This window comes from Streptomyces tropicalis (genome assembly GCF_029269835.1).
In the GTDB taxonomy this organism is placed as follows: Bacteria; Actinomycetota; Actinomycetes; order Streptomycetales; family Streptomycetaceae; genus Streptomyces; species Streptomyces tropicalis.
Genome location: NZ_JARJBB010000013.1, coordinates 44,204 through 69,773, shown reverse-complemented (window position 1 = coordinate 69,773; position 25,570 = coordinate 44,204). Strand labels below are relative to the sequence as shown.

21 protein-coding genes are annotated in these 25,570 nt (G+C 73.1%); 15 read left to right on the top strand and 6 right to left on the bottom strand.

Going from position 1 to position 25,570, the window contains the following annotated elements; translation table 11 throughout:
• Window positions 1-16: 16 nt before the first annotated feature.
• Window positions 17-964 carry a hypothetical protein gene (locus P3H78_RS23070; RefSeq protein ID WP_276111031.1) on the top strand — a complete coding sequence of 316 codons (948 nt, stop codon included), beginning with the start codon at window positions 17-19 and terminating at the stop codon, window positions 962-964.
• A 199-nt stretch (window positions 965-1,163) separates the two neighbouring features.
• A complete protein-coding gene (locus tag P3H78_RS23065) occupies window positions 1,164-2,069 on the top strand; it encodes an aminoglycoside phosphotransferase family protein (RefSeq protein ID WP_276111030.1) in 906 nt (301 codons plus the stop codon).
• Between the two features lie 358 nt (window positions 2,070-2,427).
• On the opposite strand, the gene P3H78_RS23060 is transcribed toward P3H78_RS23065, so the two are convergent.
• A complete protein-coding gene (locus tag P3H78_RS23060; RefSeq protein ID WP_276111029.1) occupies window positions 2,428-3,117 on the bottom strand; it encodes a response regulator in 690 nt (229 codons plus the stop codon).
• Window positions 3,114-4,781, bottom strand: a complete 1,668-nt coding sequence (locus P3H78_RS23055; protein ID WP_276111027.1) for an ATP-binding protein — start codon at window positions 4,779-4,781, stop codon at window positions 3,114-3,116. Before P3H78_RS23055 ends, P3H78_RS23060 begins: the two co-directional genes overlap by 4 nt.
• Before the next feature lie 281 nt (window positions 4,782-5,062).
• Here P3H78_RS23055 and P3H78_RS23050 point away from each other — a divergent pair, with 281 nt between their 5' ends.
• From P3H78_RS23050 to P3H78_RS23035, 4 genes are all read left to right on the top strand, one after another.
• Complete coding sequence (locus P3H78_RS23050) at window positions 5,063-5,923, top strand: ABC transporter ATP-binding protein (RefSeq protein ID WP_276111025.1); 861 nt, start codon at window positions 5,063-5,065, stop codon at window positions 5,921-5,923.
• The gene (locus P3H78_RS23045) at window positions 5,920-6,798 is read left to right on the top strand and encodes an ABC transporter permease (protein WP_276111023.1); all 879 of its coding nucleotides are present in this window, start codon (window positions 5,920-5,922) and stop codon (window positions 6,796-6,798) included. Before P3H78_RS23050 ends, P3H78_RS23045 begins: the two co-directional genes overlap by 4 nt.
• Before the next feature lie 96 nt (window positions 6,799-6,894).
• Window positions 6,895-7,980, top strand: coding sequence for an ABC transporter substrate-binding protein (locus P3H78_RS23040; RefSeq protein WP_276111021.1), 1,086 nt, complete (start codon window positions 6,895-6,897; stop codon window positions 7,978-7,980).
• Between the two features lie 886 nt (window positions 7,981-8,866).
• The gene (locus P3H78_RS23035; RefSeq protein ID WP_276111020.1) at window positions 8,867-9,271 is read left to right on the top strand and encodes a hypothetical protein; all 405 of its coding nucleotides are present in this window, start codon (window positions 8,867-8,869) and stop codon (window positions 9,269-9,271) included.
• A 127-nt stretch (window positions 9,272-9,398) separates the two neighbouring features.
• Here the strand turns inward: P3H78_RS23035 and P3H78_RS23030 are convergent, their stop codons facing one another.
• The gene (locus P3H78_RS23030) at window positions 9,399-9,803 is read right to left on the bottom strand and encodes a nuclear transport factor 2 family protein (RefSeq protein ID WP_276111019.1); all 405 of its coding nucleotides are present in this window, start codon (window positions 9,801-9,803) and stop codon (window positions 9,399-9,401) included.
• Between the two features lie 571 nt (window positions 9,804-10,374).
• Here P3H78_RS23030 and P3H78_RS23025 point away from each other — a divergent pair.
• The 9 genes from P3H78_RS23025 to P3H78_RS22985 all read left to right on the top strand — a co-directional run bounded on the left by P3H78_RS23025 (window position 10,375) and on the right by P3H78_RS22985 (window position 21,508).
• Entirely contained in the window at window positions 10,375-11,619 is a 1,245-nt protein-coding gene (locus P3H78_RS23025) for a sugar ABC transporter substrate-binding protein (RefSeq protein ID WP_276111017.1), read from the top strand.
• A gap of 5 nt (window positions 11,620-11,624) precedes the next feature.
• Window positions 11,625-12,599, top strand: coding sequence for a carbohydrate ABC transporter permease (locus P3H78_RS23020; protein ID WP_276111015.1), 975 nt, complete (start codon window positions 11,625-11,627; stop codon window positions 12,597-12,599).
• The gene (locus tag P3H78_RS23015) at window positions 12,596-13,471 is read left to right on the top strand and encodes a carbohydrate ABC transporter permease (protein WP_276111013.1); all 876 of its coding nucleotides are present in this window, start codon (window positions 12,596-12,598) and stop codon (window positions 13,469-13,471) included. The genes P3H78_RS23020 and P3H78_RS23015 overlap by 4 nt, the downstream gene beginning before the upstream one ends.
• 113 nt (window positions 13,472-13,584) lie before the next feature.
• Window positions 13,585-14,787: a glycoside hydrolase family 1 protein gene (locus P3H78_RS23010; protein WP_276111011.1), complete on the top strand. Its 1,203-nt coding sequence runs from the start codon at window positions 13,585-13,587 to the stop codon at window positions 14,785-14,787.
• A 109-nt stretch (window positions 14,788-14,896) separates the two neighbouring features.
• Window positions 14,897-16,318 carry a glucoamylase family protein gene (locus tag P3H78_RS23005; RefSeq protein ID WP_276111010.1) on the top strand — a complete coding sequence of 474 codons (1,422 nt, stop codon included), beginning with the start codon at window positions 14,897-14,899 and terminating at the stop codon, window positions 16,316-16,318.
• Window positions 16,319-16,644: 326 nt separating this feature from the next.
• The gene (locus P3H78_RS23000; protein WP_276111009.1) at window positions 16,645-18,069 is read left to right on the top strand and encodes a cytochrome ubiquinol oxidase subunit I; all 1,425 of its coding nucleotides are present in this window, start codon (window positions 16,645-16,647) and stop codon (window positions 18,067-18,069) included.
• A complete protein-coding gene (locus P3H78_RS22995) occupies window positions 18,070-19,083 on the top strand; it encodes a cytochrome d ubiquinol oxidase subunit II (RefSeq protein WP_276111008.1) in 1,014 nt (337 codons plus the stop codon).
• Between the two features lie 185 nt (window positions 19,084-19,268).
• On the top strand, window positions 19,269-21,038 hold the full coding sequence (locus tag P3H78_RS22990; RefSeq protein ID WP_276111007.1) for a PP2C family protein-serine/threonine phosphatase: 1,770 nt from the start codon (window positions 19,269-19,271) through the stop codon (window positions 21,036-21,038).
• Complete coding sequence (locus tag P3H78_RS22985) at window positions 21,035-21,508, top strand: response regulator (RefSeq protein WP_276111005.1); 474 nt, start codon at window positions 21,035-21,037, stop codon at window positions 21,506-21,508. The genes P3H78_RS22990 and P3H78_RS22985 overlap by 4 nt, the downstream gene beginning before the upstream one ends.
• Here P3H78_RS22985 and P3H78_RS22980 read toward each other — a convergent pair.
• The 3 genes from P3H78_RS22980 to P3H78_RS22970 form a co-directional block, all read right to left on the bottom strand.
• Window positions 21,463-23,793 carry an ATP-binding protein gene (locus tag P3H78_RS22980; protein WP_276111003.1) on the bottom strand — a complete coding sequence of 777 codons (2,331 nt, stop codon included), beginning with the start codon at window positions 23,791-23,793 and terminating at the stop codon, window positions 21,463-21,465. The two genes, P3H78_RS22985 and P3H78_RS22980, sit on opposite strands and share 46 nt — an antisense overlap.
• 165 nt (window positions 23,794-23,958) lie before the next feature.
• A complete protein-coding gene (locus P3H78_RS22975; protein WP_276111002.1) occupies window positions 23,959-24,306 on the bottom strand; it encodes a DUF1330 domain-containing protein in 348 nt (115 codons plus the stop codon).
• Window positions 24,307-24,571: 265 nt separating this feature from the next.
• Window positions 24,572-25,570: a glycoside hydrolase family 113 protein gene (locus P3H78_RS22970; protein ID WP_276111001.1), complete on the bottom strand. Its 999-nt coding sequence runs from the start codon at window positions 25,568-25,570 to the stop codon at window positions 24,572-24,574.

Below are 25,570 nucleotides of genomic sequence, written 5' to 3'. Positions count from 1 at the left end.
CGTCCACGGTCCCGGCATGCGGCGCACGGAGATCACTCGGGACGACGGCACGTGGACGGGTCTGTCCCTGGAGGTGCAGTCGCGCCGCCGGCCAGGTCTGTGCCTGTTCAGCGCCGAGCGGCGCCTGCTTCTCTCCCAGGAGTCACGGCCCGTCCTCCTGGCCGCCGTCGACGAGGGGTACGCCGGGGTCGAGTTCTGGCGCACGGACGCCCACCGCTCCGTCGTTCCGCCCCTGCGGGCCGAGGCAGGGCGGGCTCTGGCCGGCCACCCGGATCGCTGGGCCCACCGCTTCGCACGGCACCTGCTCGAAGCACCGGGCAGCCCTCTGCACGACGGCCGATGGCTGCTCTCGGGCGAGAGCCCTCTCCTGCACTGGAACCACGGCCGCCTGCCACAGGCCGATTACTGGGCCTCCATGCTCATCGCGGGCCATCCGGACGGCTGCATCGACTGGTACGTCCATTCCGGCTCGTGGGAGATCCTTCCGCTGAGGCCGATGCCCGCTGCGGGTGACGGCCGGGTCAAGGCCTACCGCAGGCAGGCCCGTGAGGGAACGCTGCCGCCCGTTCTGCTGTGGTGGGTCAGCGGCCTGGACTGCCATCTGATTCTGGACGGCCACGCCCGACTCGCCGCGGCGATCGCGGAGTCGATCGCGCCCCCGCTGGTGCATCTGCACCGCACTTCACCGAGCGATGAGGTGCTGGCGGGCACCGAGCGGGCGGTGCACTGCTACGAGTCCGCCTTGGCGCGCTTCGCGGAACTCCGCGCCGTCCACGGCACCGCGGTTCCGGACGGCGCCGCCCTTGCAGGGCCGCCCCTCGCCCGCCGCATCCGGGAGCTGCACACGGCGCCACGGCCCACCTGGGCGTGGCCGCTGCCGGGCGGGGAAGCCCAGTGGCGCCGCGTCGCGCGCGAGGTGACCGCCGGCCGGCGGGGGACCGGAGGCGTGTGGCCACCGGCCTGAAGCGTGGGAACCGATGGCGGACCGGCCGCCTCGCCGGTGCCTCCTCTCGGATGCCCGTGAGCCGCCCGCAGGCCGTGGTCCGCCCGCACCCCGCTGCCGCCGGGACCGATGCCTGCGGCCGGGGAAAACGGCTGGGCCTGTCCGATCCCCGTTCGTAGAATCGCCGTGATCCTCCTTCCCGATCACCCCTGGGGGCGCAGTGCCGGACCTGGTGCGGGTCGTGCCGGAGGTCCGGGACCGGCTCGTCGTGCGGTTCGGGGCGGGGGCGCTCGCCTGGTGCGACGCGCTGCCCGAGCTGGTCGGCCGTCTCGCCGAGCGCTGGGACCTGGACGTGCTCGCGGCAGGCGGCGGAGGCACCTCGCGCGTGTTCCGCTGCGCGCGGCGCGGCACGGCCGCCGCGGTGTGGCTGAAGCTCACTCCGGAACCCGCGATCGCGCGCGAGGAGGCCGAAGCCCTGCGGGCCTGGACCGCGACGCCCGCGGTCGTCGGCCTGCTGGAGTCGGACCTCTCGGCCGGCGCCCTGCTCCTGGAGGACGTGCAGCCGGGCGTCCCCGCAGGGCGGCTCGCCCGGGGCCTGCCCGAAGTCGCCGGGCTGCTGCGCGGCCTTCGGGCCGCCTCACCTGCGCCCGGGGGCCCGTCGGTCCTGCGTCCGCTGTCCCACCGCATCGCCTTCCTCTTCGACCTCGCCGGCCGCAGGCTCGCGGCGGCCGGTGCGGACGACGTGTCCGTACGGGACCTGCTCGACCGCGCCCGGCCGGCGGCCCTGGAACTCGCCGAGGGCGGCCCCGTGGGCCTGGTGCACGGCGACCTCCACCCGGGCAACGTGCTCTCCGGGCCTGGCGCCCGCCTGGTGGCGATCGACCCGAGACCCGCCTGGGGCGACCCCGACTACGACGCCGTGGACTGGGTCCTCGGGGGAGCCTCGGACCTCCGGGCACTGGAGCAGCGGATCGGGACCCTGTCCGCGCTGGTGCCGGGCCTGTCCTCCCGGCGCGTCCTGGACTGGTGCCGCGCCCTGGCCGTGCTCGACGCGGTCCCGTCCCTCTGCGCGGGGCGACCGGACGACGCGGGGACCCGCTTCCTGCGGGAGCTGTCCGGCGGCTGAGCGGTCCGCTCCACGCCGCGGCCGGGCCGGTCCTCGGGACGGACTTCGCCGGCCGCAGGCACCTACGGGGCGAGCGACGGAGATGCCGCGACTGCCGCCTCACCGGCGACGGTGGACACCCGTCCGTGCGCGGCACAGCCTGCACAGCGTCGCCCGCACCGGTGGGGACCGGGCGGGGTCAGGAAGCACCGGAGGGCGGATGGCCGCTCTCGCTCTGCGGCATCGAGGTCACGCCGAATGGATCCACGGCGGCTCGGCGGGCGACGAGGTCCGCCGGACACGCGGGAGCCCTACCGGGCGGACCGGCTGGAGGGGTACCGACGGCGGGCAGGATCGCGACGGAGTGCTCCGCGCCGGCTCAGCGCGCGATGCGGTAGCGGTGTTCGGGGCGGCCGTTGGTGCCGTAGCGGAGTTCCAGGTGGACCGTGCCCTCCTTGACGAGGTAGGACAGGTACCGCTGGGCGGTGGCGCGGGAGACGCCGGTCGCGTCGGCGGCTTCGGCGGCGGACAGGGCGGTGCGGGCGGTGCGCAGGGCCTGGTGGATGGCGGTGAGGGTGGGTGCGGAGTGGCCCTTGGCCGGGATCCGGGGGACAGCGGGTGGGCGGGCGGCGCTGAAGAGGGCGTCCACGTCGGCCTGATCGGCCGTGGTCGTCCGGCTGAGCGCGTCGACCCGGTCGTGGAGTTGGCGGTAGGCGACGAGCCGCTCGGCGAGGTCGGCCGAGCCGAACGGTTTCACCAGGTAGCCGATGGCGCCGAGTTTCATTGCGGCGCGGACGGACGAGATGTCGTGGTCGGCGGTGATCACGAGGGCGTCGGGACGGGTGTCGTCCTGGTCCTGGCTGAGCCGCCGCAGGATGTCGAGACCGCTGCCGTCGGGCAGGAAGACGTCGAGCAGCAGCAGGTCCGGGTGCAGGTCGCGGACCGCCGCCAGCGCCTCGGCCACGGTCGCCGCCTCGCCGACGACCTCGAAGCCCTGCACCCGGTGCACGTAGTCGCTGTGGATCTGGCCGACGCGGAAATCGTCGTCCACCACCAGGGTGCGGATCACCAGCCCTCGCCTCCCCTCGGCAACACCCTCGTGAACAGGGCTCCCTGCGCCGCCGGCGCCGTGTCCGGCAGCGGCAGCACGACCGTGAAGACCGCGCCCGGACCTTCGCCGACCGTGATGGTGCCGCTGTGCCGCTGCACCAGCCGGTGCACCAGGGCCAGCCCCAGACCGCGGCGCACCGTGCCCCGCTCGGGTCGGGTGGACCAGCCGTCCTCGAAGATCGACTGGGCACGGTCCGCGGCGATTCCCGGACCGTTGTCCGCCACCCGCACGACGATCCGCTCGTCGCTCTCGGTCAGCGTCAGCCGGATCCGGCGTCCGCCGTCGGCGGGTGGCGCGTCGGCCGTCGCGTCGATCGCGTTGTCGAGCAGGTTGCCGACGATGGTCAGCAGCCGCCGCAGGTGGGGCGGGTCCGCACCGAGCGTCGAGTCGTCGGTGAGGACGATCCGCACCCCGCGTTCGGCGGCGACCGTGGTCTTCGCCACGATGAGCCCCACCATCAGCGGGTTGCCGATGTGCCGGCGCACGGCCTCGGTCAGTGCCTGCCCGGAGCGGGCCGTCTCGATGGCGTAGTCGTACGCGGACCGGTGCTCGCCGATGTCCAGCAGCCCGGCCAGTGTGTGCATCCGGTTGGTGAACTCGTGCTGCTGGGCCCGCAGGGCGTTGGTCAGCCCGCGTACGGAGTCCAGCTCGCGCAGCAGCCCGATCAGTTCGGTGCGGTCGCGCACGGTGACCACGGCTCCCAGTTCGTGGCCGTGCAGGGTGACCGGCATGCGGTTGACGGCGAGACAGTGGTCGTCGGTCAGGACACTGACGTCGGTGCCGGTCAGGGTGCCGTCCAGCGCGCGGCGCAGCCGGCCGTCGGGCAGCACGTCCTCCAGTCGGCTGCCCAGTGCGGTGCCGAGGCCGAGCAGCCGCCGGGCCTCGTCGTTCACGACGGTGATCCGCCCGGCGGGGTCGAAGGCGACCACGCCCTCCCGAATGCCGTGCAGCATCGCCTCGCGGTCCTGCAACAGGCCGGCGATCTCCTCCAGTTCGAGGCCGAACGTGGTCCGCTTGAGGCGGCGCGCCAGCAGGTAGGCCGCCGCCGCGCCGATCGCGGTGGCGGTCGCGGCGTACAGGCCGAAGGTGGGCAGCTCGTGCCACAGCTCGCCGAGCACGTCGTGTTCCGGGATGCCCACCGAGACCTCCCCGACCAGTGCGCCGGAGGGCCCGTGCAGGGGAGCCTTGCCATTGGCGGACCGCCCCGTCGCGCCCTGGTCCGCGCCGACGTGCGGGCGGCCGTCCCGCACCACGATCGGTTCGTCCACCGGCTCGCCGATCAGAGCGCGGATGGGGTGCGAGTGCCGGATGCCGTGCAGGTCGATCACGACGACGTACGACGCCCCGGAGGCTCGGCGGATCCGTTCGGCGACCGTCTGCACCACGCTGCTGCTGCCCCCGTGGCCCATGGCCTGCCGGATCTGCGGGTCCGCGGCCGTGGTCCGGGCGATGTCCAGGGCCCGCTGTTCGTAGGAGCGGTCGAGTTCGGCCCGTTGCGCGAAGGCGAACAGGACGAAGCCGATCACGCCGGTGAGCGCGAGGATGACGAGTTGGTTGGCGAGGATCCGCGTGGACAGTCTCCGGTTCCCGCCGCGGCCTGTCCGGAGACGGATGGGTATCACGGGGTGCCTCTTCGTTCCGGTCGTGCGTCGTGTCGGGCCCGCCGATGCACGTGCCCGGGTGGCGCGATTGTGCCTGATGACCAGGGTGCTGCCCACCCCTCACCCGGTGAGCAGAACGAGCAGAAGCCCGCTTTACGCAACTTTCGCGAGATAGCTCGGAAACAGAGACGTCGTACGCGGGCCCCTCTAGCGTCTGCCTTCCTCGGCCTGCCAGGGACCTCGACACATCTCCGGAGGAACCCACCGAGGAACTCCGAACGAAGGAAGGAAGCGGTTCCCACATGGCTTCGCGAAACGATGTCGCGACGGGCCCGGGCCCCGATACGGCGGAACATGCCGACGCGCGCATCGAGATCTCCGGGCTCACCAAGCGATTCCTGACCCCCGCCGGTGAGGTGTTCACGGCCCTGCAAGGCGTTTCGTTCACCGTGGAGCCGGGCCGGTTCTGCGCCGTGGTGGGGCCGACCGGCTGCGGCAAGTCCACGACGCTGAGCATGGTGTCCGGGCTCGACCGGCCCAGCGAGGGTTCGGTCAAGGTCGGCGGCCGTGAGGTGGACGGCATCACCGAGGGCGTCAGCTTCATGTTCCAGACCGACGCGCTGCTGCCGTGGAAGACCGTCCTCGGCAACGTGTTGATGGGTCCCGTCTTCCGCGGGACGCCGAAGCAGCAGGCACAGGCTTCGGCGCGTGACTGGCTGCGCCGGGTCGGGCTGGCCGGGTTCGAGGACCGCTATCCCCACCAGTTGTCCGGCGGTATGCGCAAGCGCGTGGCGATGGCGGCGGCACTGATCAACGAACCCAAGATCCTGATCATGGACGAGCCGTTCGGCGCGCTGGACGTGCAGACGAAGGCGATCATGTCGACCGAGTTGCTGAGCCTGTGGGAGCAGATCCGGCCGTCCGTCATCTTCATCACCCACGACCTGGACGAGGCGGTGGCACTGGCCGACCAGGTCGTCGTGATGACCTCCGGTCCCGGCTCGGTCAAGGCGGTCTTCGACATCGACCTGCCCCGCCCGCGCGGCTCCGTCCAGGAGATCCGCTTCCAGCCCCGGTTCATCGAACTCCAGCACCGGATCTGGGACACGCTGCGCGAAGAGGTGGAGCGTGCCTACGCCCTGACCGCGGGAGGCACGGAATGAGTACGACGTCCACCGTTTCCGCCGCCGCCGTCCCCGACAGCGGCAAGGGGCCGGCAGCCGCCGCCGCGCAGCGCGCCGCCCGGCGGCGCGCGGCCCGGGTGTGGGCCGGCCGCATCGGTCTCGCGGTCTGTGTGATCGGTGGGTGGCAGGCGTTCACCACCTGGGGCATCGTCGACCCGTTCTTCTTCGGCCAGCCGTCCGGCATCTGGCAACGGCTGATCGAACTCTTCCAGCACGGCACCCAGTTCGGCTCCTTCTACCAGAACATCTGGACCACGATCGAGGAAGCGCTCGCCGGCTTCGTCGTGGGTGCCCTCACGGGGGTCGTCTTCGGTGTCGCGCTGGGGCAGAGCCGCTACCTCTCCGACGTGCTCGGTCCGTACATCAAGATGGTCAACGCGATCCCGCGCATCGTCCTCGGCTCGATCTTCATCGTCGCCTTCGGCATCGGTGTGACCCCGAAGATCCTGCTCGCCGCGGTGCTGGTCTTCTTCATCGTCTTCTTCAACGCCTTCCAGGGCGTTCGCGAGGTCGACCGCAACGTCCTCGCCCATGTCAGGGTGCTCGGCGCCTCCCGGACGCAGATCACCCGCCACGTCATCGTGCCCTCCGCACTGACCTGGATCATCGCCAGCCTGCACAGCGCCTTCGGCTTCGCCATCGTCGGCGCGCTGGTCGGCGAGGTGCTCGGTGCCCAGAGCGGCCTGGGCCTGGTCATCAAGACAGCGCAGAACAACTTCGACCCCAACGGTGTGTTCGCCACGATGCTCGTCATCGCCGTGATCGTGCTCGGCGCGGAGTGGCTGATCGGCAAGCTCGAACACCGGCTGCTCTCCTGGCGCCCGCCGTCCCCCTCCGAGACGAACGCCCTCTGACCCGGCGTTGCCCCGGCCCGTGTCTCCACCCCCCTCTCGCGCTCCCCGCACTCTCGTGCAGCGCTTCCCACAGTCCCGAAAGGTGTATGACCCGCCATGCTCAAGAGAACTCTCACCGCCTCGATCGTGACCGTCCTCGCCCTCGGTGCCGTCAGCGCGTGTTCCGGCAGCTCCGGGTCGTCCGGCTCAGGCGGCTCCGGCGGTACGCCGACCGTCCGGCTCATGGTCGGCGGCATCGACAAGCAGATCTACCTCCCCTACCAACTCGCCCAGAGCCTCGGCTTCTACAAGAAGTACGGCGTCAAGGTCGAGCTGAGCACCGAGCAGAACGGCGGTGTCGGCGCCGAGGAGGCCATGGCCTCGGGGCAGGTGGACATGGCCGGCGCCTGGTACAACCACACGATCGAATTCCAGGCGAAGGGCAAGGCGGTCGAGGACGTCGTCCAGCTCTCGGGCGCGCCGGGCGAGCGGGAGATGTGCACCACGAGGAGCGGCGTGAAGTCGGCGGCCGACTTCACGGGCAAGACGCTCGGCGTCACGGACCTGGGCTCGGGAACCGACACCCTCACCCAGTTCATGGCGGCCAAGAAGGGCGTCAGGACGAACCAGTTCCACCGGCTTGCGGTCGGTGCCGGCTCCACGGCCGTCGCCGCGCTGCAGAACGGCAAGGCCGACTGCGTCATGACGACACAGCCGACGGTCGCCGCGATCCAGAAGAAGGGCGTCGGCACCTCCGCGATCGACCTGGCCACCACCGGCGGCGCCAAGGCGGCGCTGGGCGGCGCGTTCCCGGCGGCGAGCGTCCTCGCCCGCACCGACTGGGTGAACTCGCACAAGGACGCGGTGCAGAAGGTCGTCGACGCGCTCGTGGCCACCATGCACTGGATCCACGACCACAGCGCCGCCGACGTCGCGAACAAGTTGCCGGCGTCATTCGTGCAGAACCAGCTGGTCACCAAGGCCGACTACATCACGGCTCTGAACGAGGACAAGGGCCAGTTCCTGCCCGACGGGATCATGCCCGCCGGCGGCCCGAAGACCTCACTGGCCACCGAGCAGATGGTCGGGACCGTGACCTCGTCGGTGGACCTCAGCAAGACCTTCACCAACGAATTCGCCGTCAACGCCAACAAGAAGGAGGGCTTCACCACGACCACGACCCCGGCCGGGGCCGGCGGCTGAGTCTCTCCGTCCCGCACGAGGCCGCCCGGGCACATCACAGCCCGGGCGGCCTCGGTCCGCGCCGACGGCGCGGGCCCGCACGGCGGACGCGGCTGCGGCGGTGGCAGCGAGCCGCCGGGCGGAGCGCCGCCGTACCCGCCTCGTCCAGGGCGGCTGCGCCGGTCGGCCCGTGACCGGTGTGGGGCGGCAGCAGGCGACCGGCAGTACCGGGGCGAACGCCCCCAGTGGGGTGGGCCCGCCGCCGTTCTGGACGAGCACGTCCGAGGCTCGCGGTGGCGGGTAACCGGCCTGTCCGCACGGAAGTCCGCCAGGGTGCGCGAGCGGCCGAGGCGTCGGCTTCCGCGTCACGAGTCGGTCAGCCGTCGCTCACGCCGTATGCATGCGAGCCGGCGGCGCCGTCACTCGTCACCGGGGGCGCCAGAGTGGTAGGCGCGCCGCGTCCGGGTGTCCGCCTCGACCCGAGTGGGATCGCGGCGATCGCGCCCACCCGTACCTGCCGCCGGTGGTCTGCCGATCGGGTGCGGCGTGGGGCAGGCGCGCAGCGGGGGCACGCTGCGAGAGGCGACACCGCGGCCTGCGCACGGGCGAGCGGCCGCGACGAGCCGTCGACCGCCGCAGTCATGCGGAGGACGCGGTCGCCGAGTGCCATCGACCGGCCCGGCTGCCGCCCCCGCACCGGACGCTCGTGGGCAATCGGCCGGCAAAATAAGAACGGGCCGACGGGCGGCCGACCTGCACGGAAACGCTGGGTCCTCGCACAGTGTGACGGTCGGTGACACGCCGAGATGCCGCGCGTGGCGAATCGGCCGAGCCTGTTGGAGGGCTTCGAGAGCCCCTGGCCCGCCCCGGCCCCGGGGCGTTCATCCGTTGAGGAACGGGAGCACTCATGAACACCACCTTCCGCAGCCACCGTGCCCGAGCTCTGGCGGTCTGCGCCCTGGCCGCGACGCTGGTCTCCGGCGCTCCGGCGGCAGCGTTCGCCGCCTCGCCCGCCCCGAAGCCGAGCATGACCCGCCGCGCGGCATCGGTGACGCTGAAGGCGAGCCACTCCACCGTGAAGGCCGGTCAGCAGGTCCGGTTCACCGGACGCACCAGCGGCATCCCCATCGGCACGTCGGTCCGGCTCCAGCAGGAGAGGAACGGCAAGTGGACCACCCTCAGGACCAGCACCATGGTCAAGAAAGGCAGCTCCTTCGCCCTGACGGCCCGGCCCACCGCGAAGGGCATGCAGCACTACCGCGCCATGGTCGGCAAGACCCGGTCGGCCACGGTCACCGTGACGGTGAAGTAGCGGGCCGGCCGTACCGGCCGGGGCTGTGCCCCCGCCGCCCCACGGCGGGGGCACAGCCCCTGCGTCCGAACCGGCGCCGTGCTCGCCGCGGCCCTCGCCGGTCACGCTGGAGCCGGGCGGGTCAGGGTCAGGCTCCGGCGATGGTCCGGCCCGGCATCGGCTCCGCGAGCGCGGCCCGCCGGGCCGGCGCGTCGAAGGGTTCGGCGAAGTACTGCGTCTCGTGCACCACCTGCTGGTCGGCGAACTGCATGATGCTCACGGAGTGCGAGGGCACACCGTCGTAGGTGATCAGGCATTCGCTCACCCAAAGACTCGCGTGGCCGGTGATCCGCCGGACGGTGAAGTGCCGGTCGGCCGGGTGCCCGCCGCGTTGCGCCGCAATCGCCGCGCGGCCCCGGAACCGCTCACCCGACTGCGGGTAGTCCAGGATCGCGTCCGTGGCGTAGATGGCGTGCTCGGCGTCGTTGTCCCCGTGTTCCGAGGCCCGCCAGTGTTCCTCGATCGCGGCCCTGGTCCGGGAGTCAGCATCCATGGCACCGTCCTTCCGCAGCGGCGACAGCCTAGACACTTCGGGCCGCAGAGGGACCGAGGCCAGGCGGGCAAGGACTGCTGCGTCCTCCCTTCGGCCGGACCGGCGTCCGATGCCAGGGATCTTCAGCGATCCACCGCCGGGCGGTCGGACCGCCCCCTCCAGGCCGCCCGGGTCGGCACGGGCCCGACCCGTGGGCGGCGGCGGAGCCGGGCGCCGGGCCCGGCACCCGGGATCACGTCGGCGGGCGCCTCGTCGGCGGCGGCCGGCACGGCTGCGGGCCGGCGCCGGTGATGTGGCCGACCATCCAGCCGGCCGAGCGGGACGCCGGGACGCCCGAGCGGCATGCATCACACACGCTTTCCTCCTCCACCGATCCGCCCTACGTTGCTGTCGCGACCGGAGGGCGTCCGTCCGTTTCATGGACCGATGGTGCGAGCACGTCGACGGGTGATGTCGGATCCGTTACGGGAGTGTGACCAAGGCTCCTCTTGTCAGGCCGGAGTGGCTGCAACAGAGTGATGTATGCGCTTACAGACAGCGCATACATTCAGTGCTCAAGGAGGAGCCGTCCATGCACCGCGCCGCCGCGACCGGTTCGATCGCCCTCACCCTGGTGTCTGCGCTCACCCTTACCGCCTGCGGCGGGTCGGGTGGCAAGGGTGTGGCCGCCGATGCCAAGCAGACCCTGACCGTGTGGGCGATGGGAACCGAGGGCGAGAAGCTCGGCGACGTCGCCAAGGAGTACCAGAAGGCGCACGCCAACATCTCGGTGAAGGTCACCCCCGTCGGCTGGGACGTGGCCCACCAGAAGCTGGTCGCCGCGGCCGCCGCGGGCAAGCTGCCCGACGTCGTGCAGATGGGCGGCACCTACCTCGGCGAGTTCGCCGACATGGGCGCGCTCGAGCCGGTCGACACCAAGACCGTCCACGAGGGCGACTTCTTCCCCGCCGCCTGGAAGCAGGGCACCTACGACGGCAAGACGTACGGCGTGCCGTGGTACGTCGACACCCGCACCCTCTTCTACCGCACCGACCTCGCCAGGAAGGCCGGCCTCAAGGGCGCCCCGGCCACCATGGCCGACCTGCAGAGCGCCGCCGCGGCCTTCCACTCCAAGGCCGGCACCAAGTGGGGCATCAATCTCCAGCCGGGCGGCCTGGACACCGTGCAGAGCTTCTACCCCTTCCTGTACTCGGCCGGTGGCGCGATCCTCGACGACCAGGGCAAGGCCGTCGTCAACTCCCCGGCCGCGGTGCACGCCCTCCAGGAGTACGGCGCCTTCTTCGACAAGGGCCTCAGCGAGAAGTCCGTGCGCCCCGGCTACGACGTCACCAAGGACTTCAACACCGGTGCGGTCCCGATGTTCCTCGGCGGCCCCTGGATGACCAGCCTGCTGGACGACAACTACCCGAACCTCAAGGGCAAGTGGGCCGTCGCGCCCGTCCCCGCGGACAAGGCGTCGGTGTCCGAGGCCGGCGGGTCGAGCCTCGCGATCTCCGCGGACAGCGACCACAAGGCCGCCGCCCGGGCGTTCATCCAGTACCTGACCGACCCCCAGGGCCAGGCCGACTGGTACCGGCGCACCAAGGACCTCCCGGCCGACGTCGCCGCCTGGAAGACCGGCACCCTCGCCGCCGACCCGAGCCTGAAGGTCTGGCGGGCGCAGATGGAGACCGCGCGGACCACGCCCTCCCAGCCCAAGCTGACCGAGATCACCTCCAAGGTCGACTCCGCCATCGAGTCCGTCACCCAGGGCAGGACCAGTGCCAAGGCGGCCCTGGACAAGGCGCAGTCCGAGATCGAAGGGCTCGTGGGCTGAGCGCCATGTCCCTCACGACAGGACCGGCCGCCTCCGGGGCGGCCGTCACGAAGACGACGCCGGAGGGCGCCGGCGCCGGCCGGCGGCCCCGGCGGCGCCCGCTGGGCCGCCACACCCTGCACGGCTGGCTGTTCTCCACGCCGTTCCTCGCCCTGTTCGGCCTCTTCATGCTCTTCCCGATCGTCGCGACGCTCCTGATGAGCTTCACCGACTTCGGGGCCCGCAACGTCACCCGGCCGCTCGAGGCGCAGTTCGTCGGACTCGACAACTACACGCACCTCTTCGAGGACGACCGCTTCCTCACCGCCCTGTTCAACACGGCGTACTTCGTGGTGGTCGGCGTCCCGCTCACCCTGGTGCTCGGCCTGCTGGTGGCGCTGCTGCTCAACAACGGCATCGACCGCGCCCGCACCTTCTTCCGGGTCGGTTTCTACGCGCCCGTGGTCACCACCATCGTCGCGGTCGCCGTGGTCTGGCGCTTCGTCCTCGACCCGTCCGACGGCCTCGTCGCCGGACTCGGGGCCGAACTGGGCGTGCAGGTGCCGGACTTCCTCGGCTCCCCGACCTGGGCGATGCCGTCGCTGATCGTGATGGCCGTGTGGCGCAACCTCGGCACGGTGATGGTGCTCTTCATCGCCGGACTCCAGGCCGTCCCCACCGAGGTGCGCGAGGCCGCCCGGCTGGACGGCGCGGGCACCTGGCAGGAACTGCGCCGCATCACCGTGCCGCTGCTGCGCCCGACGCTGCTGTACGCGGCCGTCATCACCACCATCGGCTACCTCAACGTCTTCGAGGAACCCTTCGTGATGACGCAGGGCGGGCCGTCCGACGCCACCCTGACGGTGTCCCTCGACATGTACCGCGAGGGCTTCAACTTCTTCCACATGGGCTATGCGAGCGCCATGGCGTACGTCCTGTTCGTCGTGATCATGGGCATCACCGTGCTCCAGCTCCGCCTGCTGAAGGACAACACCCGATGACCGCCCCGACGGCACCCCTGCCGACCCGCCGCCGTCGTACCGGCAGCCGCGTGCGCACCCCCCTGGTGTACGCGGCCGCCTCGGCCGGCCTGCTGCTGATGGCCGCGCCCTTCCTGTGGATGGCGCTGTCCGCCTTCAAGACCAAGCGGGACCTCACGGCCAGCCCGCCGGTGTGGATCCCCACCACGTGGACCCTGGACAACTTCCACGCGCTGCTCCGCCAGCTCGACATGGCGCGGTACTTCCTGAACTCGCTGCTCGTGGCGGGCCTGGTGACCGTGTGCAACCTGCTGTTCTGCTCGATGCTCGGCTACGCCCTGGCCAAGCTGGAGTTCACCGGCCGCTCCAAGGTCTTCGGGATCGTCCTGGCGGCCCTGATGGTGCCCGCCAACCTGCTGATCCTGCCGCTGTACGTGCTGATGAACGGGCTCGGCCTCGTCGACACCTACGCCGGGCTCGTGCTGCCGTTCGCGGCGAACGCCTTCGGGGTGTTCCTGATGCGGCAGTTCATGCAGTCCGTCCCCGACGAGGTGATCGAGGCCGCCCGCATCGACGGCGCGGGGGAGTGGTACATCTTCTGGCGGATCGTGCTCCCGCTGGTCAAGCCCGCCCTGGCCACCCTGACGATCTTCACGTTCCTCGGGTCGTGGAACAACTTCATCTGGCCGCTGATCGCCACCGACGACCCCGGCAAGTACACGCTGCCGGTCGCCCTCGCGACCTTCGCCAACGACCCCAACCGCACCGTCGGAGGCGGCGGCAACGGCATGCTGATGGCCGGTTCGCTGCTGGTCGTCCTCCCCGTCCTGGTCGTCTTCGCCGCCCTGCAGCGGCACTTCACCCAGGGCATCGCCACCGCCGGGCTCAAGTAGCCCCGCAGCGGACGCCGACCGCCCGACGGGCGGCTCCACGGTCCCCGACTCCGTCCCGCACGGACGCCACCCGTGCCCGGACCCGCCCCCACCCGGAAAGACAGAAACGGACGATGACGCACACCACGACCCGCTTCCCCGAAGGCTTCCTGTGGGGCGCCTCCACGGCCGCCCACCAGATCGAGGGGAACAACGTCAACAGCGACTGGTGGCGCAAGGAGCACGACCCCGCGGCGAAGATCGCCGAGCCCAGCCTGGACGCCTGCGACAGCTACCACCGCTGGGAGCAGGACATGGACCTGCTCGCCGAACTCGGCTTCACCGACTACCGCTTCAGCGTCGAATGGGCCCGCATCGAGCCCGCGCGCGGCCACTTCTCCCGCGCCGAGATCGCCCACTACCGCTCCATGGTCGAGGGCGCCCTCGCCCGCGGGCTGCGCCCCATGGTCACCCTGCACCACTTCACCGTCCCCCGGTGGTTCGAGGACTTCGGCGGCTGGACCGCGGACGGCGCCGTGGAACTGTTCGCCCGCTACGTCGAGGCGTGCGCGCCGATCATCGCCGACGGCGTCCGGCACGTGTGCACCCTCAACGAGCCCAACATGATCGCCGTGATCGCGGGCCTCGCCAAGTCCGGTGAGCAGGGATTCCCGCCGGCCGGGCTGCCCACGCCGGACGAGGAGACCACCCACGCGGTCATCGCGGCCCACCACGCCGCCGTCAAGGCGGTCCGCGCGATCGACCCCGCCATCCAGGTCGGCTGGACCATCGCCAACCAGGTCTACCAGGCGCTGCCCGGCGCCGAGGACGCCACCGCCGCCTACCGCCACCCGCGCGAGGACGTCTTCATCGAGGCCGCCCGCGGCGACGACTGGATCGGCGTCCAGTCCTACACCCGCACCCGGATCGGGGCCGACGGCCCCGTCCCCGCCGCCGACGACGCCGAGCGCACCCTCACCCAGTGGGAGTACTACCCCACCGCCGTCGGCCACGCCCTGCGGCACACCGCGGACATCCTCGGCCCCGGCGTGGCGCTGATCGTCACCGAGAACGGCATCGCCACCGCCGACGACACCCGCCGCGTCGACTACTACACCGGCGCCCTCGACCAGGTCGCCGCCGCCATCGAGGACGGCCTCGACGTCCAGGGCTACCTGGCCTGGAGCGCCCTCGACAACTACGAGTGGGGTTCCTTCAAGCCCACCTTCGGCCTCATCGCCGTCGACCCGGACACCTTCGAGCGCACGGCCAAGCCGTCCGCCGTCTGGCTCGGCCGCATGGGCCGCACCCGCGAGCTGCCGCGCACCGGCGCCTGACAGCCGCCACCGACCCGGGAGCCGGCGGGGACCTGACCCCCCTCCGGCTCCCGGCACATCCCGCACCGCGACACACGCCCCGTCCACCTTCCCAGGGAGTCGGACCCGTATGAACCGTCGTCGTTTCCTCACGGCCGCCGGCACCGCCGCCGCGGCCGGCTGCGTCACCGTCCCGGCCGCCCGCGCCGCGACCCCCGTCCCCGCCCGCGACGCGCAGGACACCGCCCTGCTGCGGACGTGGTTCGCCGCGACGTACCGCTCGATCACTGCCTTGACCACCGACTTCGGCCTGACCGCCGACAAGATCGACGTCAGCGGCACGGGCACCCCCGTCCCCTCCGTGCAGACCTCGCCCACCAACATCGGCTGCGGCCTGTGGTCCACGGTCGCCGCGGCCGGGCTCGGCGTGATCTCCGGCTCCACGATGCACGAGCGGCTGTCCCGGACCGTCGCCGCGGTCGAGCGGCTGGAGCGGGCGCACGGCTTCTGGTTCAACTGGTACGACGCACGCGACGGCTCCGTGCTGACCACCTGGCCGGAGAGCGGCGACCCGGTGCGCCCCTTCCTCTCCACCGTCGACAACGCCTGGCTGGTCACCGGCCTGCGCATCGCCGCCCACGCCGACCCCGCGCTGCGGCCGCGGATCGGCGCCCTGCTGGCGGACGCCGACTGGTCGTACTACTACACCCCCTACGACCCGGCCGACCCCGTCGCCGGACCCGGGCAGCTGCTCGGCGGCTACTGGCCCGACAAGCCCGGCAAGGGCGAACCCACCGGCCACCACTACGGTGCCCTCAACACCGAACCCCGCATGGCCAGTTACCTCGGCATCGCCGACGGCTCCCTTCCCGGCGAGCACTACTGGCACCTCTTCCGCACGATGCTGCCCGGCATGGGCCAGGAGCAGGAACCCGAAGGCGTGTACGCCACCATCGACGGCGTCCGCGTCTGGGAGGGCCACTACACCTACCGCGGCCGCAAGCTCGTCCCCACCTGGGGCGGCTCGATGTTCGAGGCGCTGATGGTGCCCCTGTTCGTGCCCGAGCCGGAGTGGTCACCCCGCTCCTGGGGCACCACCCACCTCCGCTACGTGCGCAGCCAGATCGAGCACGGCCTCGACGAGGCGGGCTACGGCTACTGGGGCTTCTCCCCGGCCAGCATCCCGGAGGGCGGATACCGCGAGTACGGCGTCGACGCCATCGGCATGCAGGAGGACGGCTACTACTCCCTCGGCGTGGTCACCCCGCACGCCTCCTTCCTCGCCCTGCCGCAGGCCCGCACCGAGGCCGTCGCCAACCTCCGTGCCCTGGACCGCGACTTCGGCGCCTACGACGACCGCTACGGCTTCCGCGACTCCGTCGACGTGGGCAACGGCCGGGTCAGCGACTTCGTCCTCGCCCTGGACCAGGGCATGATCGCGGCCGCCCTGGCCCAGCAGCTGCGCCCCGGACTGCTCCAGGCGCCCTTCCGCAGCGGGGGCTTCCGCACCCGCGTCCGCCCGCTGCTGGCGAAGGAGCGCTTCAGCATCTGAGCCGCCGCCGGCGTACACCCCCGGCGCCGGCGGCTCCCGCGCCCCCGACGGCCCCGCCGTCGGGGGCGCCACCGGGGCACCCCGGCGGTCCCGCGCCGGGGTGCCTCACCCGTCCGGACGCTTCGCACCCGTCCGGCAGGTGCGCGGCGTGCGGGCCGCGAAGGGCGGTGAGAGGCTGAGCCACAGGCCGGCAGCGCCGAGCGTGACGGTCCACCCGCGTCGAGGAGGACCGAGATGCCCGCAGTCGCACTCCGGCCGAACCGCCGCCCGCCCGCGCCCGTCGGGGTCCCCGGACACCGGGGCGGGTCCCCCGCGAGGACCGGCCGATGACGCCGGCCGCCCTGGCCTGGCTCCGCCTCCCGGCTGCCGCGGACCCCGCCCAGCTGCTGCCCGCGCGCGAGCAGATGGCGTTCACGCTCGGCTTCCACATCATCCTGGTGCCGTTCGGGGTGGCCCTGACGACCTTCATGCTCGTCGCACACCACCGCGGCCTGCGCAGGGGCGACACCGACGCCCTGCTGCTCGCCCGGCGCTGGTCGAAGGTCGCGGCCGTGCTGTTCGCCGTCGGCGCCATCACCGGCACCGTGCTCTCCTTCGAACTGGGCGTCCTGTGGCCCCGCCTGATGGGCCGCTACGGCGCCGCGGTCGGCTTCCCCTTCGCCATCGAGGGGCTGTTCTTCTTCACCGAAGCGATCTTCGTGGCCATCTACATCTACGGCTGGGACCGCATGCGGCCCTGGGCCCACTTCTGGTCCGGTGTGCCCGTCTCCCTGGCCAGCGTGGGCGGCGCGGCCGCCGTCATCGCCGCGAACTCCTGGATGAACCAGCCGGGCGGCGTCACCGTCCGCGGCGGCACGGTCGTCGACGTCCGGCCCGCCCAGGTCTTCTTCAACGGCGCGTTCTGGCTGGAGTTCCTGCACATGCTCCTCGCGGCGTACATCGTCGCGGGCTTCTTCGTGGCCGGCGTCTACGCGGTGGGCATGCTCCGCGGCCGCCGCACCCCCTACCACCGCCGAGGCTTCCTCATCGGCTTCGTCGCCGCGGCCTGCGTGCTGCCCTTCCAGATGATCGTCGGCGACACCATCGCCCGGCACGTCTTCGCCCAGGAGCCCGCCAAGTTCGCCGCCGTCGAACTCGTCCCCGCCACCGGCAGCCACGTCCCCGAGACGCTCGGCGGAGTCCTTCTCGACGGCACGGTCCGCTACGGCCTCCCGGTGCCCGACCTGGCCTCGGTGCTGGCCGGATTCAGTCCGTCCACCACCATCCAGGGGCTGAACGCGATCCCCGCCGACGTACGCCCCACCGACCGCGAGGCCAGCATCGTCCACCTCGCCTTCGACGTGATGGTGGGGGCGTCCCTGCTCCTGGTGCTCCTGGCGCTGTGGTTCCTCTGGGTGTGGTGGCGGCGCCGGGACACCCTGACCACCGACCGGTGGTTCCTGCGGGCCGCTTCCACCGGCGGGATCCTCGCCCTGGCCTGCCTGGAGAGCGGCTGGGTCACCACCGAGGTGGGCCGCCAGCCGTGGATCGTCGTCGGGCTGCTCCTGACCCGGGACGCGGTCACGACGCGGGGCGACCTCTGGTTCCTCCTCGGCGCCGTCGTCCTGGTCTACCTCGCCGTCGCCGCCGGAGCCCTCGGCGTGCTGCGCAGCATGAAGTCGCGCTGGGAGCTGCACGGCGACCAGTCCGTCGAGGTGCCGTACGGTCCCGAGCGCCGGGGCGAGCCGGAGGCCGGGAGAAGGGTGCCGTAGATGCCCGACGTGGTCGCCGTGTTCCTCTTCATCGGGATCGTCGCCTACGCCCTGCTCGGCGGCGCCGACTTCGGGGCCGGCTTCTGGGACCTCCTCGCGGGCGGCGCGCGGCGCGGCCGGGAGCCCCGCCGCCTCGTCGACGCCTCGCTCGCCCCCGTATGGGAGGCCAACCACACCTGGCTCATCTACTGCCTGGTCATCCTGTGGAGCGGCTTCCCGCCCGCGTTCGCCGCCCTCACCACCACCCTCTACATCCCCCTGATGCTGGCCGCCCTCGGCATCGTGCTGCGGGGCGCGGGCTTCGCCTTCCGCAAGGCGTCCCTGCGCACCCCCCAGCAGCGCGTCTACGGGGCCGCCTTCGCGCTGTCCTCCGTGCTCACGCCGTACTGCTTCGGCGCGATCGCCGGCGCGCTGGTGTCCGGACGGGTGCCCGTGCAGGGCGACGGCGACCCGGTCGGCAGCTGGATCAACCCCACCGGCGTCCTCGGCGGGGTGCTGGCGGTGCTCGTCTGCGCCTACCTCGCCGCGACCTACCTGACCGTGGAGGCCCACCGCCGCGACGGAGGCCGGCTGTACCCCTACTTCCGGGTCCGCAGCATCGCCGCCGGCCTGGCCACCGGCGTGGTCAGCCTCGCCGGCATCTTCGTCCTGCGGGCCGACGCGCCCCGGCTGTTCCACAACCTCGGCCACCGCGCGCTGCCCCTGGTCGTCCTCGCCACCGCCGGCGGCCTGCTGGGCCTTGCCCTGCTCCTCGGCCGGAGGGTGCGCGGCCTGCGGGTCGTCGCCGCCGGGTCCGTCGCCCTCATCGTGTGCGGCTGGGGCGTGTCCCAGTACCCGTACGTCCTCGGCACCCACCTGACGCTCACCGAGGCGGCGGCCCCGGACGCCACCCTGCGTGTCCTGGTCGCGGTGGCCTGCCTGGCCGCCGTGGTCATCGTCCCCTCCGTGGTGCTGCTGTTCCGGCTCGCGGGCCGCGGCAGCATCGGCGAACCGCCACCGGGAGACACGCCCTGACCCTCAGGGCCAGGGCCCCGGGATCCGCGTCCGCCCGGGCCCGGTCCGGGCCGCCGGAATTCGAGCGGGTGTTCGTCGCTCATTTCCCCGCGGGTGCCTTACGGTGCAGGAAGCATCCGGATCCGCGACGGCCCCGGGCAGAGACGGGAAGGGACGGCAGGGTGGAAGAAGGCGGTGGTTTTCCCGTGCCGGCGGACGCCGACTGGGCCCGTGCACTGCACACGCTGTGGCTGGCCGCGGCGGACATGGCCGACGTCACCGGGATGGCCTCCCACGTCTACGCCCTGGTGCGCGGCCTGCCCGGCGTGACCGGCGTGGCGGGGACCCGCTGGACCGGGGACCGTCCCGTCTACGCCCGCAGCCTGGACCGGGGGACCGAACCGCTCACGCTTCCCGCGCAGCCGGACCCGTCCCCGGCCGGCGCGGCCCGCCTCCGGGCCCTGCTCGCCCGCACGGACCGCGCGCCGATGCTGGCCGAACGGGACCTGACCGGCGACGACGACGGTGCGTTCGCCCCGGAACGGGACCTGCTGACGGGCTCCGGCGCCAAGGCGGCCCTGGAGTGCCGCTTCCTCCTCGGCGACGACGACTGGGCCGCCCTGTCGGTGGGCCTGGCCTCCCCGTCCGCCGGGGACCGCATGCTCCCCCTCCAGTTGCGGCAGGTGTGCGAGATCCTCGTCGCGCTCCACCACCGCAACCTCGTCGGCCGGTCCCACGAGCGCCTCCAGATGGAGGCCGCCTTCCTCGCCGAGGCGTCCCTCCAGATGGACGAGAGCCTCGACATCGAGGAGACCCTCAGCCGCGTCGCCCGCCTCGCCGTCCCCGCCGTCGCCGAGGGATGCGTGGTCCACCTCATTCGACCGGAGGGACGCCTCCTCCCCGTCGCCCGCGCGCACGTGGCCGCCACCGCCCAGGACTGGCTCGCCGGGATCGCCCGGCACGACGCGTGGCTGGGGCGCACCCTCCGCGCCGCCGCCGGCGGACGCCAGGGCGTGGTGCTGCGCGGCGCCGACCTCGACGGCGGCCCCTTCGGTCCCCGGGCCGGCGGTCCGGGCGCGGCGGTCCGGGCCCTCAGCGTCAGCCCGCTGCGCGCCCGCGGCCGGGCACTGGGCACCCTCACCTTCCTCTACCAGCGCGACGACGACGGCATCAGCGACCTCCGCTTCCTCGACGACCTGGCGCGCCGCGCCGCCCTGGCCATCGACACCAGCACCGCCTACGAGCAGCGGCGCCTGCACGTCGCCCAGCTGCAGCACCATCTGCTGCCGCCGGCCCTGCCCGCGCCGCCGGGCCTGACCCTGAGCGCCGCCTACGGGGTCGCCGACGCCTCCCTCGACGTCGGCGGCGACTTCTACGACGCCGTGGTGTCCGGGGACCGGGTCGCCCTGTTCATCGGCGACGTGTGCGGCCGCGGCGCCCAGGCGGCCGCGATGACCGGACTCGCCCGGCACACCCTGCGCACCCTGCTGGAGGACGGTGCCCGCCCCGCACACGCCCTGGAACGACTGAACACCACCCTGGTCCGGGAGGGCGTCAAACGCTTCGTGACCTCCCTCGTCGTCGTCCTCACCCCCGACGGCGACGGCCGGCGGATGGAGGCCGCCTCCGCCGGGCACCCCCGCCCCCTGATCCGGCGCGCCGCCGGCGGCGTCGAGGAGGTGCCCGTGTCCGGCATGCTCATGGGTGTCCTCCCCGCCGCCCGCTACACCGAGACCACGGCACGGCTGGACCCCGGGGACCGGCTGGTGCTCTTCACCGACGGCCTCAGCGAGGCCCGCGACGACAGTGGGACGATGTTCGCGGAACGCCTGGCCGACGCCGTCCACCGCTGCCACGCCCCGCCCGGGGACGCGGCACGCGCCCTCGTCGCCCTGGCCGAGGAGTTCCGCTCCGCCGGGGACGACGACACCGCCGTCCTGGTGGCACACATCGACACCGTGAAGGAAGGGTCTTGAGTTCTGTGGGCGAGCACGCGCGCGACGTCGACCTCGGACGGATCCTCGTGATCGAGGACTCCGAGGAGGACGCGGAGGCGATCGAGCGCGCCCTGGCGCGCACCCACCCGAGCCTGCGCCTGGACTTCGTGGACCGGGGCGAGGGCGTCGTCGAGCGGCTCCTCGCCGCCCCCGCCCTGCCCGGCCTGATCCTGCTCGACCTCAACATGCCCGGACTCGGCGGTCACACCCTGCTGCGGTCGCTGCGCGCCCAGCCGGCGCTGACGGCGATCCGGGTGGTGGTCTTCACCTCCTCCACCGCCCCCGCCGAGGTCGACGCCTGCTACGAGGCCGGCGCGGACAGCTACATCTACAAGCCGGTCAACTTCACCCTCTTCCGCACGGTGCTGAAGGGCGCGGTCGACTACTGGCAGCAGTCCGGCGGTCAGCGGCCGCCGGCCTCCTCCGGCCCGCCGTCCCCGGCCGCCTGAAGGGTGAAGCGGAACGCGGTGCCCTCACCCGGCGTGCTGTCCAGCCACAGGCGGCCGCCGTGCCGCTCCACGATCCGCCGGACCACGGCCAGGCCCACCCCGGTGCCGCCGCCGTGCTCCGCCGGCCCGTGCAGCCGCCGGAACAGGTCGAAGACCTGCCCCTGCAGCTCCGGGGCGATCCCGATGCCGTTGTCCCGCACGACGATCACACGCTGCTCCCGGGCCTCACCCGGCGGGACGGCGCTCTCCACGGTGATCTCCACCCGGCGGTGGTCGTGGTCGCCGGCGTACTTGGCCGCATTCACCAGGAGGTTGACCAGTACCTCGTAGAGCCGGTCGCGGTCGGCGCGGACCGTGGGCAGCGGTCCCCGGACCACCGCCACCCGCTCCTCGGCGAGCCGGGGCCCGGCGACCTCCAGCGCCGCCTCGACCACCTCGTCCAGGGACACCTCCCCGATGCGCAGCCCCGACCGGCCCAGACGCGCGTAGTCCAGCAGGGAGTTGAGGAGCTCGTCCATCCGGCCGGCCAGGCGCTGCGTCGTCCGCAGCCGGCGCAGCGTCGGCTCGTCGAGTTTCCCGGCCGCGTCCTCGATGGCGAAGGTGGCCGCGTTGGAGATGCCGCGCAGCGGCTCCTTGAGGTCGTGCGCGGCGGCGTGCGCGAAGGAGTCGAGGTCGAGGTTGGTGAGCCGCAACTGCTCGTTGAGCGCGGCCAGGGCGTCCGCGTGCCGCAGGACCAGACCTGTCAGGATGCGCCACAGTTCGAGCGCTGCGGCCCGGTCGCCGGAGGTCCAGGGCAGACTCCGGTCCCGCAGCACGGACCGTACGACGGCGCTCGACCCGCGCGGGGTCAGCCGCTCCCCGTGCGGTCCCACCCGCACGGGCGTGGCCGGGTCGGCCGCCCACCGGCGCGGCATCGGCCGCTCGGCGCGCGTCCACGCCAGGAACTCGCCCGCGGCGCTGAGCGGCACCATCAGCACGCCGGCGGGCAGCCGCCCGGAGCCGGTGTAGCGCAGGCCCAGCTCGGCCGGCGCGGTCTCGGACAGCCGGTCGGTGCACCACAGCGACCCGGGCGTCAGCCCGCGCGCCCGGCGGCGCAGCGCCTCGACCAGCGCGGCGGGCGCGGGCAGACCCCAGCCGCCGACCCGGCCGTCGCGGACCAGCAGGAGCCCGTCGGCGTCGAGGACGTCGCGGACGGCCGCCTCGTGCTCCGGCAGCGACACCTCCAGACCGCCGTGCAGCAGCGCGGCGACCGCCGCGATGCGCTCGCTCGCCGCCAGCAGCGCCGCCGCCCGCTCCTTCTCCTCGATCGCCGCGAGCTGGAGGGAGAACGCGGCACCGAACAGCTCGCACTCCGCCCGCACCTCGGGGCTGAGCCGGGCGGGCGCCGCCCCGTGGCAGGCGATCAGCCCCCACAACTCGCCCTCGCGCAGCACGGACACGGACATCGACGACCGCACCGCGATGTTCCGCAGGTACTCCAGGTGGAATCCCGACACGGTCCGCAGCACCGACTGCGACAGGTCCAGCGGTTCCCCGGTCGACGGCCGGACCGGGGGATGCAGGCCCACGCTCTCGTCGTCCACGTCGGCGATCACCCGGATCCAGTTCTCCCGGTACAGCCGCCGGGCCTGGGGCGGGACGTCGGTGGCCGGGAACCAGAGGCCGAGCCAGGGCTCCCACCCCTCCCGCACGTCCTCCGCGATGACCTCGCCGGGGCCGTCCGTCCCGTCGAACCGGTACGCCACCACCCGGTCGAAGCCGGTGAGCGCGCGGACCTCGCGCACCGCGCGGGCGCAGCAGTCGGCGACCGTGGTGGCCGACCGGAGCCGGGTGAGGGCGGCGCGCAGCCCGCGGTGCAGGCCGGTGAAGCCGAAGGCGGCGGCGACGTGGGGCTCGAACTCCAGCACCACGAGCCTGCCCCGGCGGTGGACGGAGAGGTCGAAGGGGCGTTGCGTGCCCGGGACGCCCGCCGTCACCGGAAGCGCGGCCGTGCCGTCCTCCGCGTCCCCGTCGGTGGCCTCCAGGCACTCGGCCCAGTCCCGCGCGGGCAGGACGCGGGTGACCGGCCCGCCCACCAGGTCCTCCGCGGCCACCCCGAGGATCGCGCCGGTGTTGCGGGCCGCGGTCTCCACCAGCCCCGACGCCGCGTCCACCGCGAGGAGGGTCCCGTAGGACTGGATGCCGCCGAGGAGGTGGATCGGCTCGCGCACGCACTGGGTCAGGTCGAAGCCACCGGGCACGGCCGCCTCGGCCGACCGCGCCCGCTCCGACAGCCAGCTGTCCATGATGGTCCGCCTTTCCCGAGAGCCGACCCGATCCGACCGGCGGGCGGTACTGACTCCATGCTGTCAGGCAGGGGGCCGGTCCCGCAGGCCGACCGCGCCGCGCCGGGGGTCCCGCCGCCCCGGGTCCGCCCGGCCGACCCCGGGTCCGCCCGGACGGCCCCCGGCCTACGCGGACGGCAGGGCCTCCCGCACGGCCCTGGCCGTGGCGGCCGGGTCGTAGCCCTCCGGGACACCCGGGACCAGCACGATGTCGCCGTCGATGTGGCGGGAGCGCAGCGGTGCGATCTCCCGGTAGGCGGGGGAGTCCCACCAGGACCGCGCCTCGGCCATGCCGGGGAAACCGATCACGACGACGTGCCCGGGCCAGGTGCCCTCCACCGTCTCGTGCTCCGCCGCGTGCACGAGGAAGCGCCCGCCGTACGGCGCGAGGGTGGCGCCGATGCGCTCGATGTACTCGGCGATCTCCGGGTGCGGGGCGGCCTCGCGCAGGTGGGCCACGGCGTAGGCGGTCATGCGTTCCTCCTGGTGGTACGACCGGTTCGGCAGGTACGCGGTGATCGTCGCAAGCGGGCCCGCCGGAGTCGATGACCTCAGGGGTAATCGGCCGGGAACCGCCGCCGCGTCCGGACGCCGGCGTGACGCGTAGTCGATGCCTGGCGGGCCGGCCGACCCCGTCCGCCCGCCGACCATCCGGCCCTGGACGACGCGCGGTGCGGCGTGCAGGCCCGTGACCGGTCGGCATGTCGGCGTCCGCGCCGGGACCGGCCGGTCGCGCGGGTCACCCCCGGGCGGCCCCCGGGGCGATGCCCGGCGTGCCCGTGCCCGGCGCCTCCGTGTCCGCGCGGGCATGGCGGGCCGCCATCGCGCCGAACACCTTCTTCCGCTCCCAGCGGGTCGCGTCCAGCATGCGCACCACCCCGTAGGAGGCGATGTCGCGCTCTGCGGGCTTGTCGTAGGCGGCGAACGCGAACCAGAGCGCGGTGTCGACGCCCTCCTCCTCGAAGACGTCGAGGAGTTCCCCGAGATAGCGGACCTGCTCGTCCTCGTCGGGCACCGCGTCCCGCGGCGGCTGCCACGCCATGCCGCCGCGGTCCCCGGCGCCCCGGTAGGCGCAGGTGCCGTACTCGGTGACGGCGACCGGCTTGCCGTGGGCGAAGAAATCCCGCAGCCGGTCGCGGAAGGTGTCCGCGTTGTGCGCGGTGCGGTAGGCGTCGACGGCCACCACGTCGAACGGCTGCCAGTCGACGCCCTCCCAGGGCCCGGACGCGTAGGTGACCCGCCCGCCGAAGTGCGCGCGCACCGCAGCGGCGGCCTCGGCGAGGAAGGAGTTCAGGCGTTCCTGCACCCCGCCGAGCGAGGTCCACCACGCCATGTCCGCGGTGAGCATGGCCCCCAGGCGGTCGCGGTAGGTGTCGCCGGGCAGGAAGCCGTGGCAGAAGGCGCTGAGTTCGCACCCGGTGACGAACACGACCTCCGCGCCGTCCCGGCGGAGGGCCTCGGCGCGGCGCGCGCAGTCGGTGAAGAGGGCGAGTGCGTCCTCCGGTGCGAGGTCGACGGGGAACGGCGAGAACCACACCTCGAGCCCGGCGCCGGCGGCGTGCCGAGCGGCCGCCTCCAGCCGGTCGGCGTCGCGGCCGGAGATCCGTACGGCGTCGCAGTGCAGTTCCCCCGCGATGACCTGCATCTCGCGCTCGACCGCCTCCGGTTCGAAGGTCTTCCGGGTGAGCTGCTCGCCGGGGAAGGTCCCGGTGTCGTAGGTGATGCCTCGTGCGCGCAC

What these genes read in the sequence shown, in the direction of transcription:
- P3H78_RS23030 (WP_276111019.1), bottom strand. Translation starts at nt 9,803, where the DNA reads ATGGATGCTGACTCCCGGACCAGGGCCGCGATCGAGGAACACTGGCGG.
- P3H78_RS23005 (WP_276111010.1), top strand. Translation starts at nt 14,897, where the DNA reads ATGAACCGTCGTCGTTTCCTCACGGCCGCCGGCACCGCCGCCGCGGCC.
- P3H78_RS22975 (WP_276111002.1), bottom strand. Translation starts at nt 24,306, where the DNA reads ATGACCGCCTACGCCGTGGCCCACCTGCGCGAGGCCGCCCCGCACCCG.
- P3H78_RS22980 (WP_276111003.1), bottom strand. Translation starts at nt 23,793, where the DNA reads ATGGACAGCTGGCTGTCGGAGCGGGCGCGGTCGGCCGAGGCGGCCGTG.
- P3H78_RS22995 (WP_276111008.1), top strand. Translation starts at nt 18,070, where the DNA reads ATGCCCGACGTGGTCGCCGTGTTCCTCTTCATCGGGATCGTCGCCTAC.
- P3H78_RS23000 (WP_276111009.1), top strand. Translation starts at nt 16,645, where the DNA reads ATGACGCCGGCCGCCCTGGCCTGGCTCCGCCTCCCGGCTGCCGCGGAC.
- P3H78_RS23010 (WP_276111011.1), top strand. Translation starts at nt 13,585, where the DNA reads ATGACGCACACCACGACCCGCTTCCCCGAAGGCTTCCTGTGGGGCGCC.
- P3H78_RS23050 (WP_276111025.1), top strand. Translation starts at nt 5,063, where the DNA reads ATGGCTTCGCGAAACGATGTCGCGACGGGCCCGGGCCCCGATACGGCG.
- P3H78_RS23015 (WP_276111013.1), top strand. Translation starts at nt 12,596, where the DNA reads ATGACCGCCCCGACGGCACCCCTGCCGACCCGCCGCCGTCGTACCGGC.
- P3H78_RS23040 (WP_276111021.1), top strand. Translation starts at nt 6,895, where the DNA reads ATGCTCAAGAGAACTCTCACCGCCTCGATCGTGACCGTCCTCGCCCTC.
- P3H78_RS23045 (WP_276111023.1), top strand. Translation starts at nt 5,920, where the DNA reads ATGAGTACGACGTCCACCGTTTCCGCCGCCGCCGTCCCCGACAGCGGC.
- P3H78_RS23020 (WP_276111015.1), top strand. Translation starts at nt 11,625, where the DNA reads ATGTCCCTCACGACAGGACCGGCCGCCTCCGGGGCGGCCGTCACGAAG.
- P3H78_RS23025 (WP_276111017.1), top strand. Translation starts at nt 10,375, where the DNA reads ATGCACCGCGCCGCCGCGACCGGTTCGATCGCCCTCACCCTGGTGTCT.
- P3H78_RS23035 (WP_276111020.1), top strand. Translation starts at nt 8,867, where the DNA reads ATGAACACCACCTTCCGCAGCCACCGTGCCCGAGCTCTGGCGGTCTGC.
- P3H78_RS23070 (WP_276111031.1), top strand. Translation starts at nt 17, where the DNA reads ATGCGGCGCACGGAGATCACTCGGGACGACGGCACGTGGACGGGTCTG.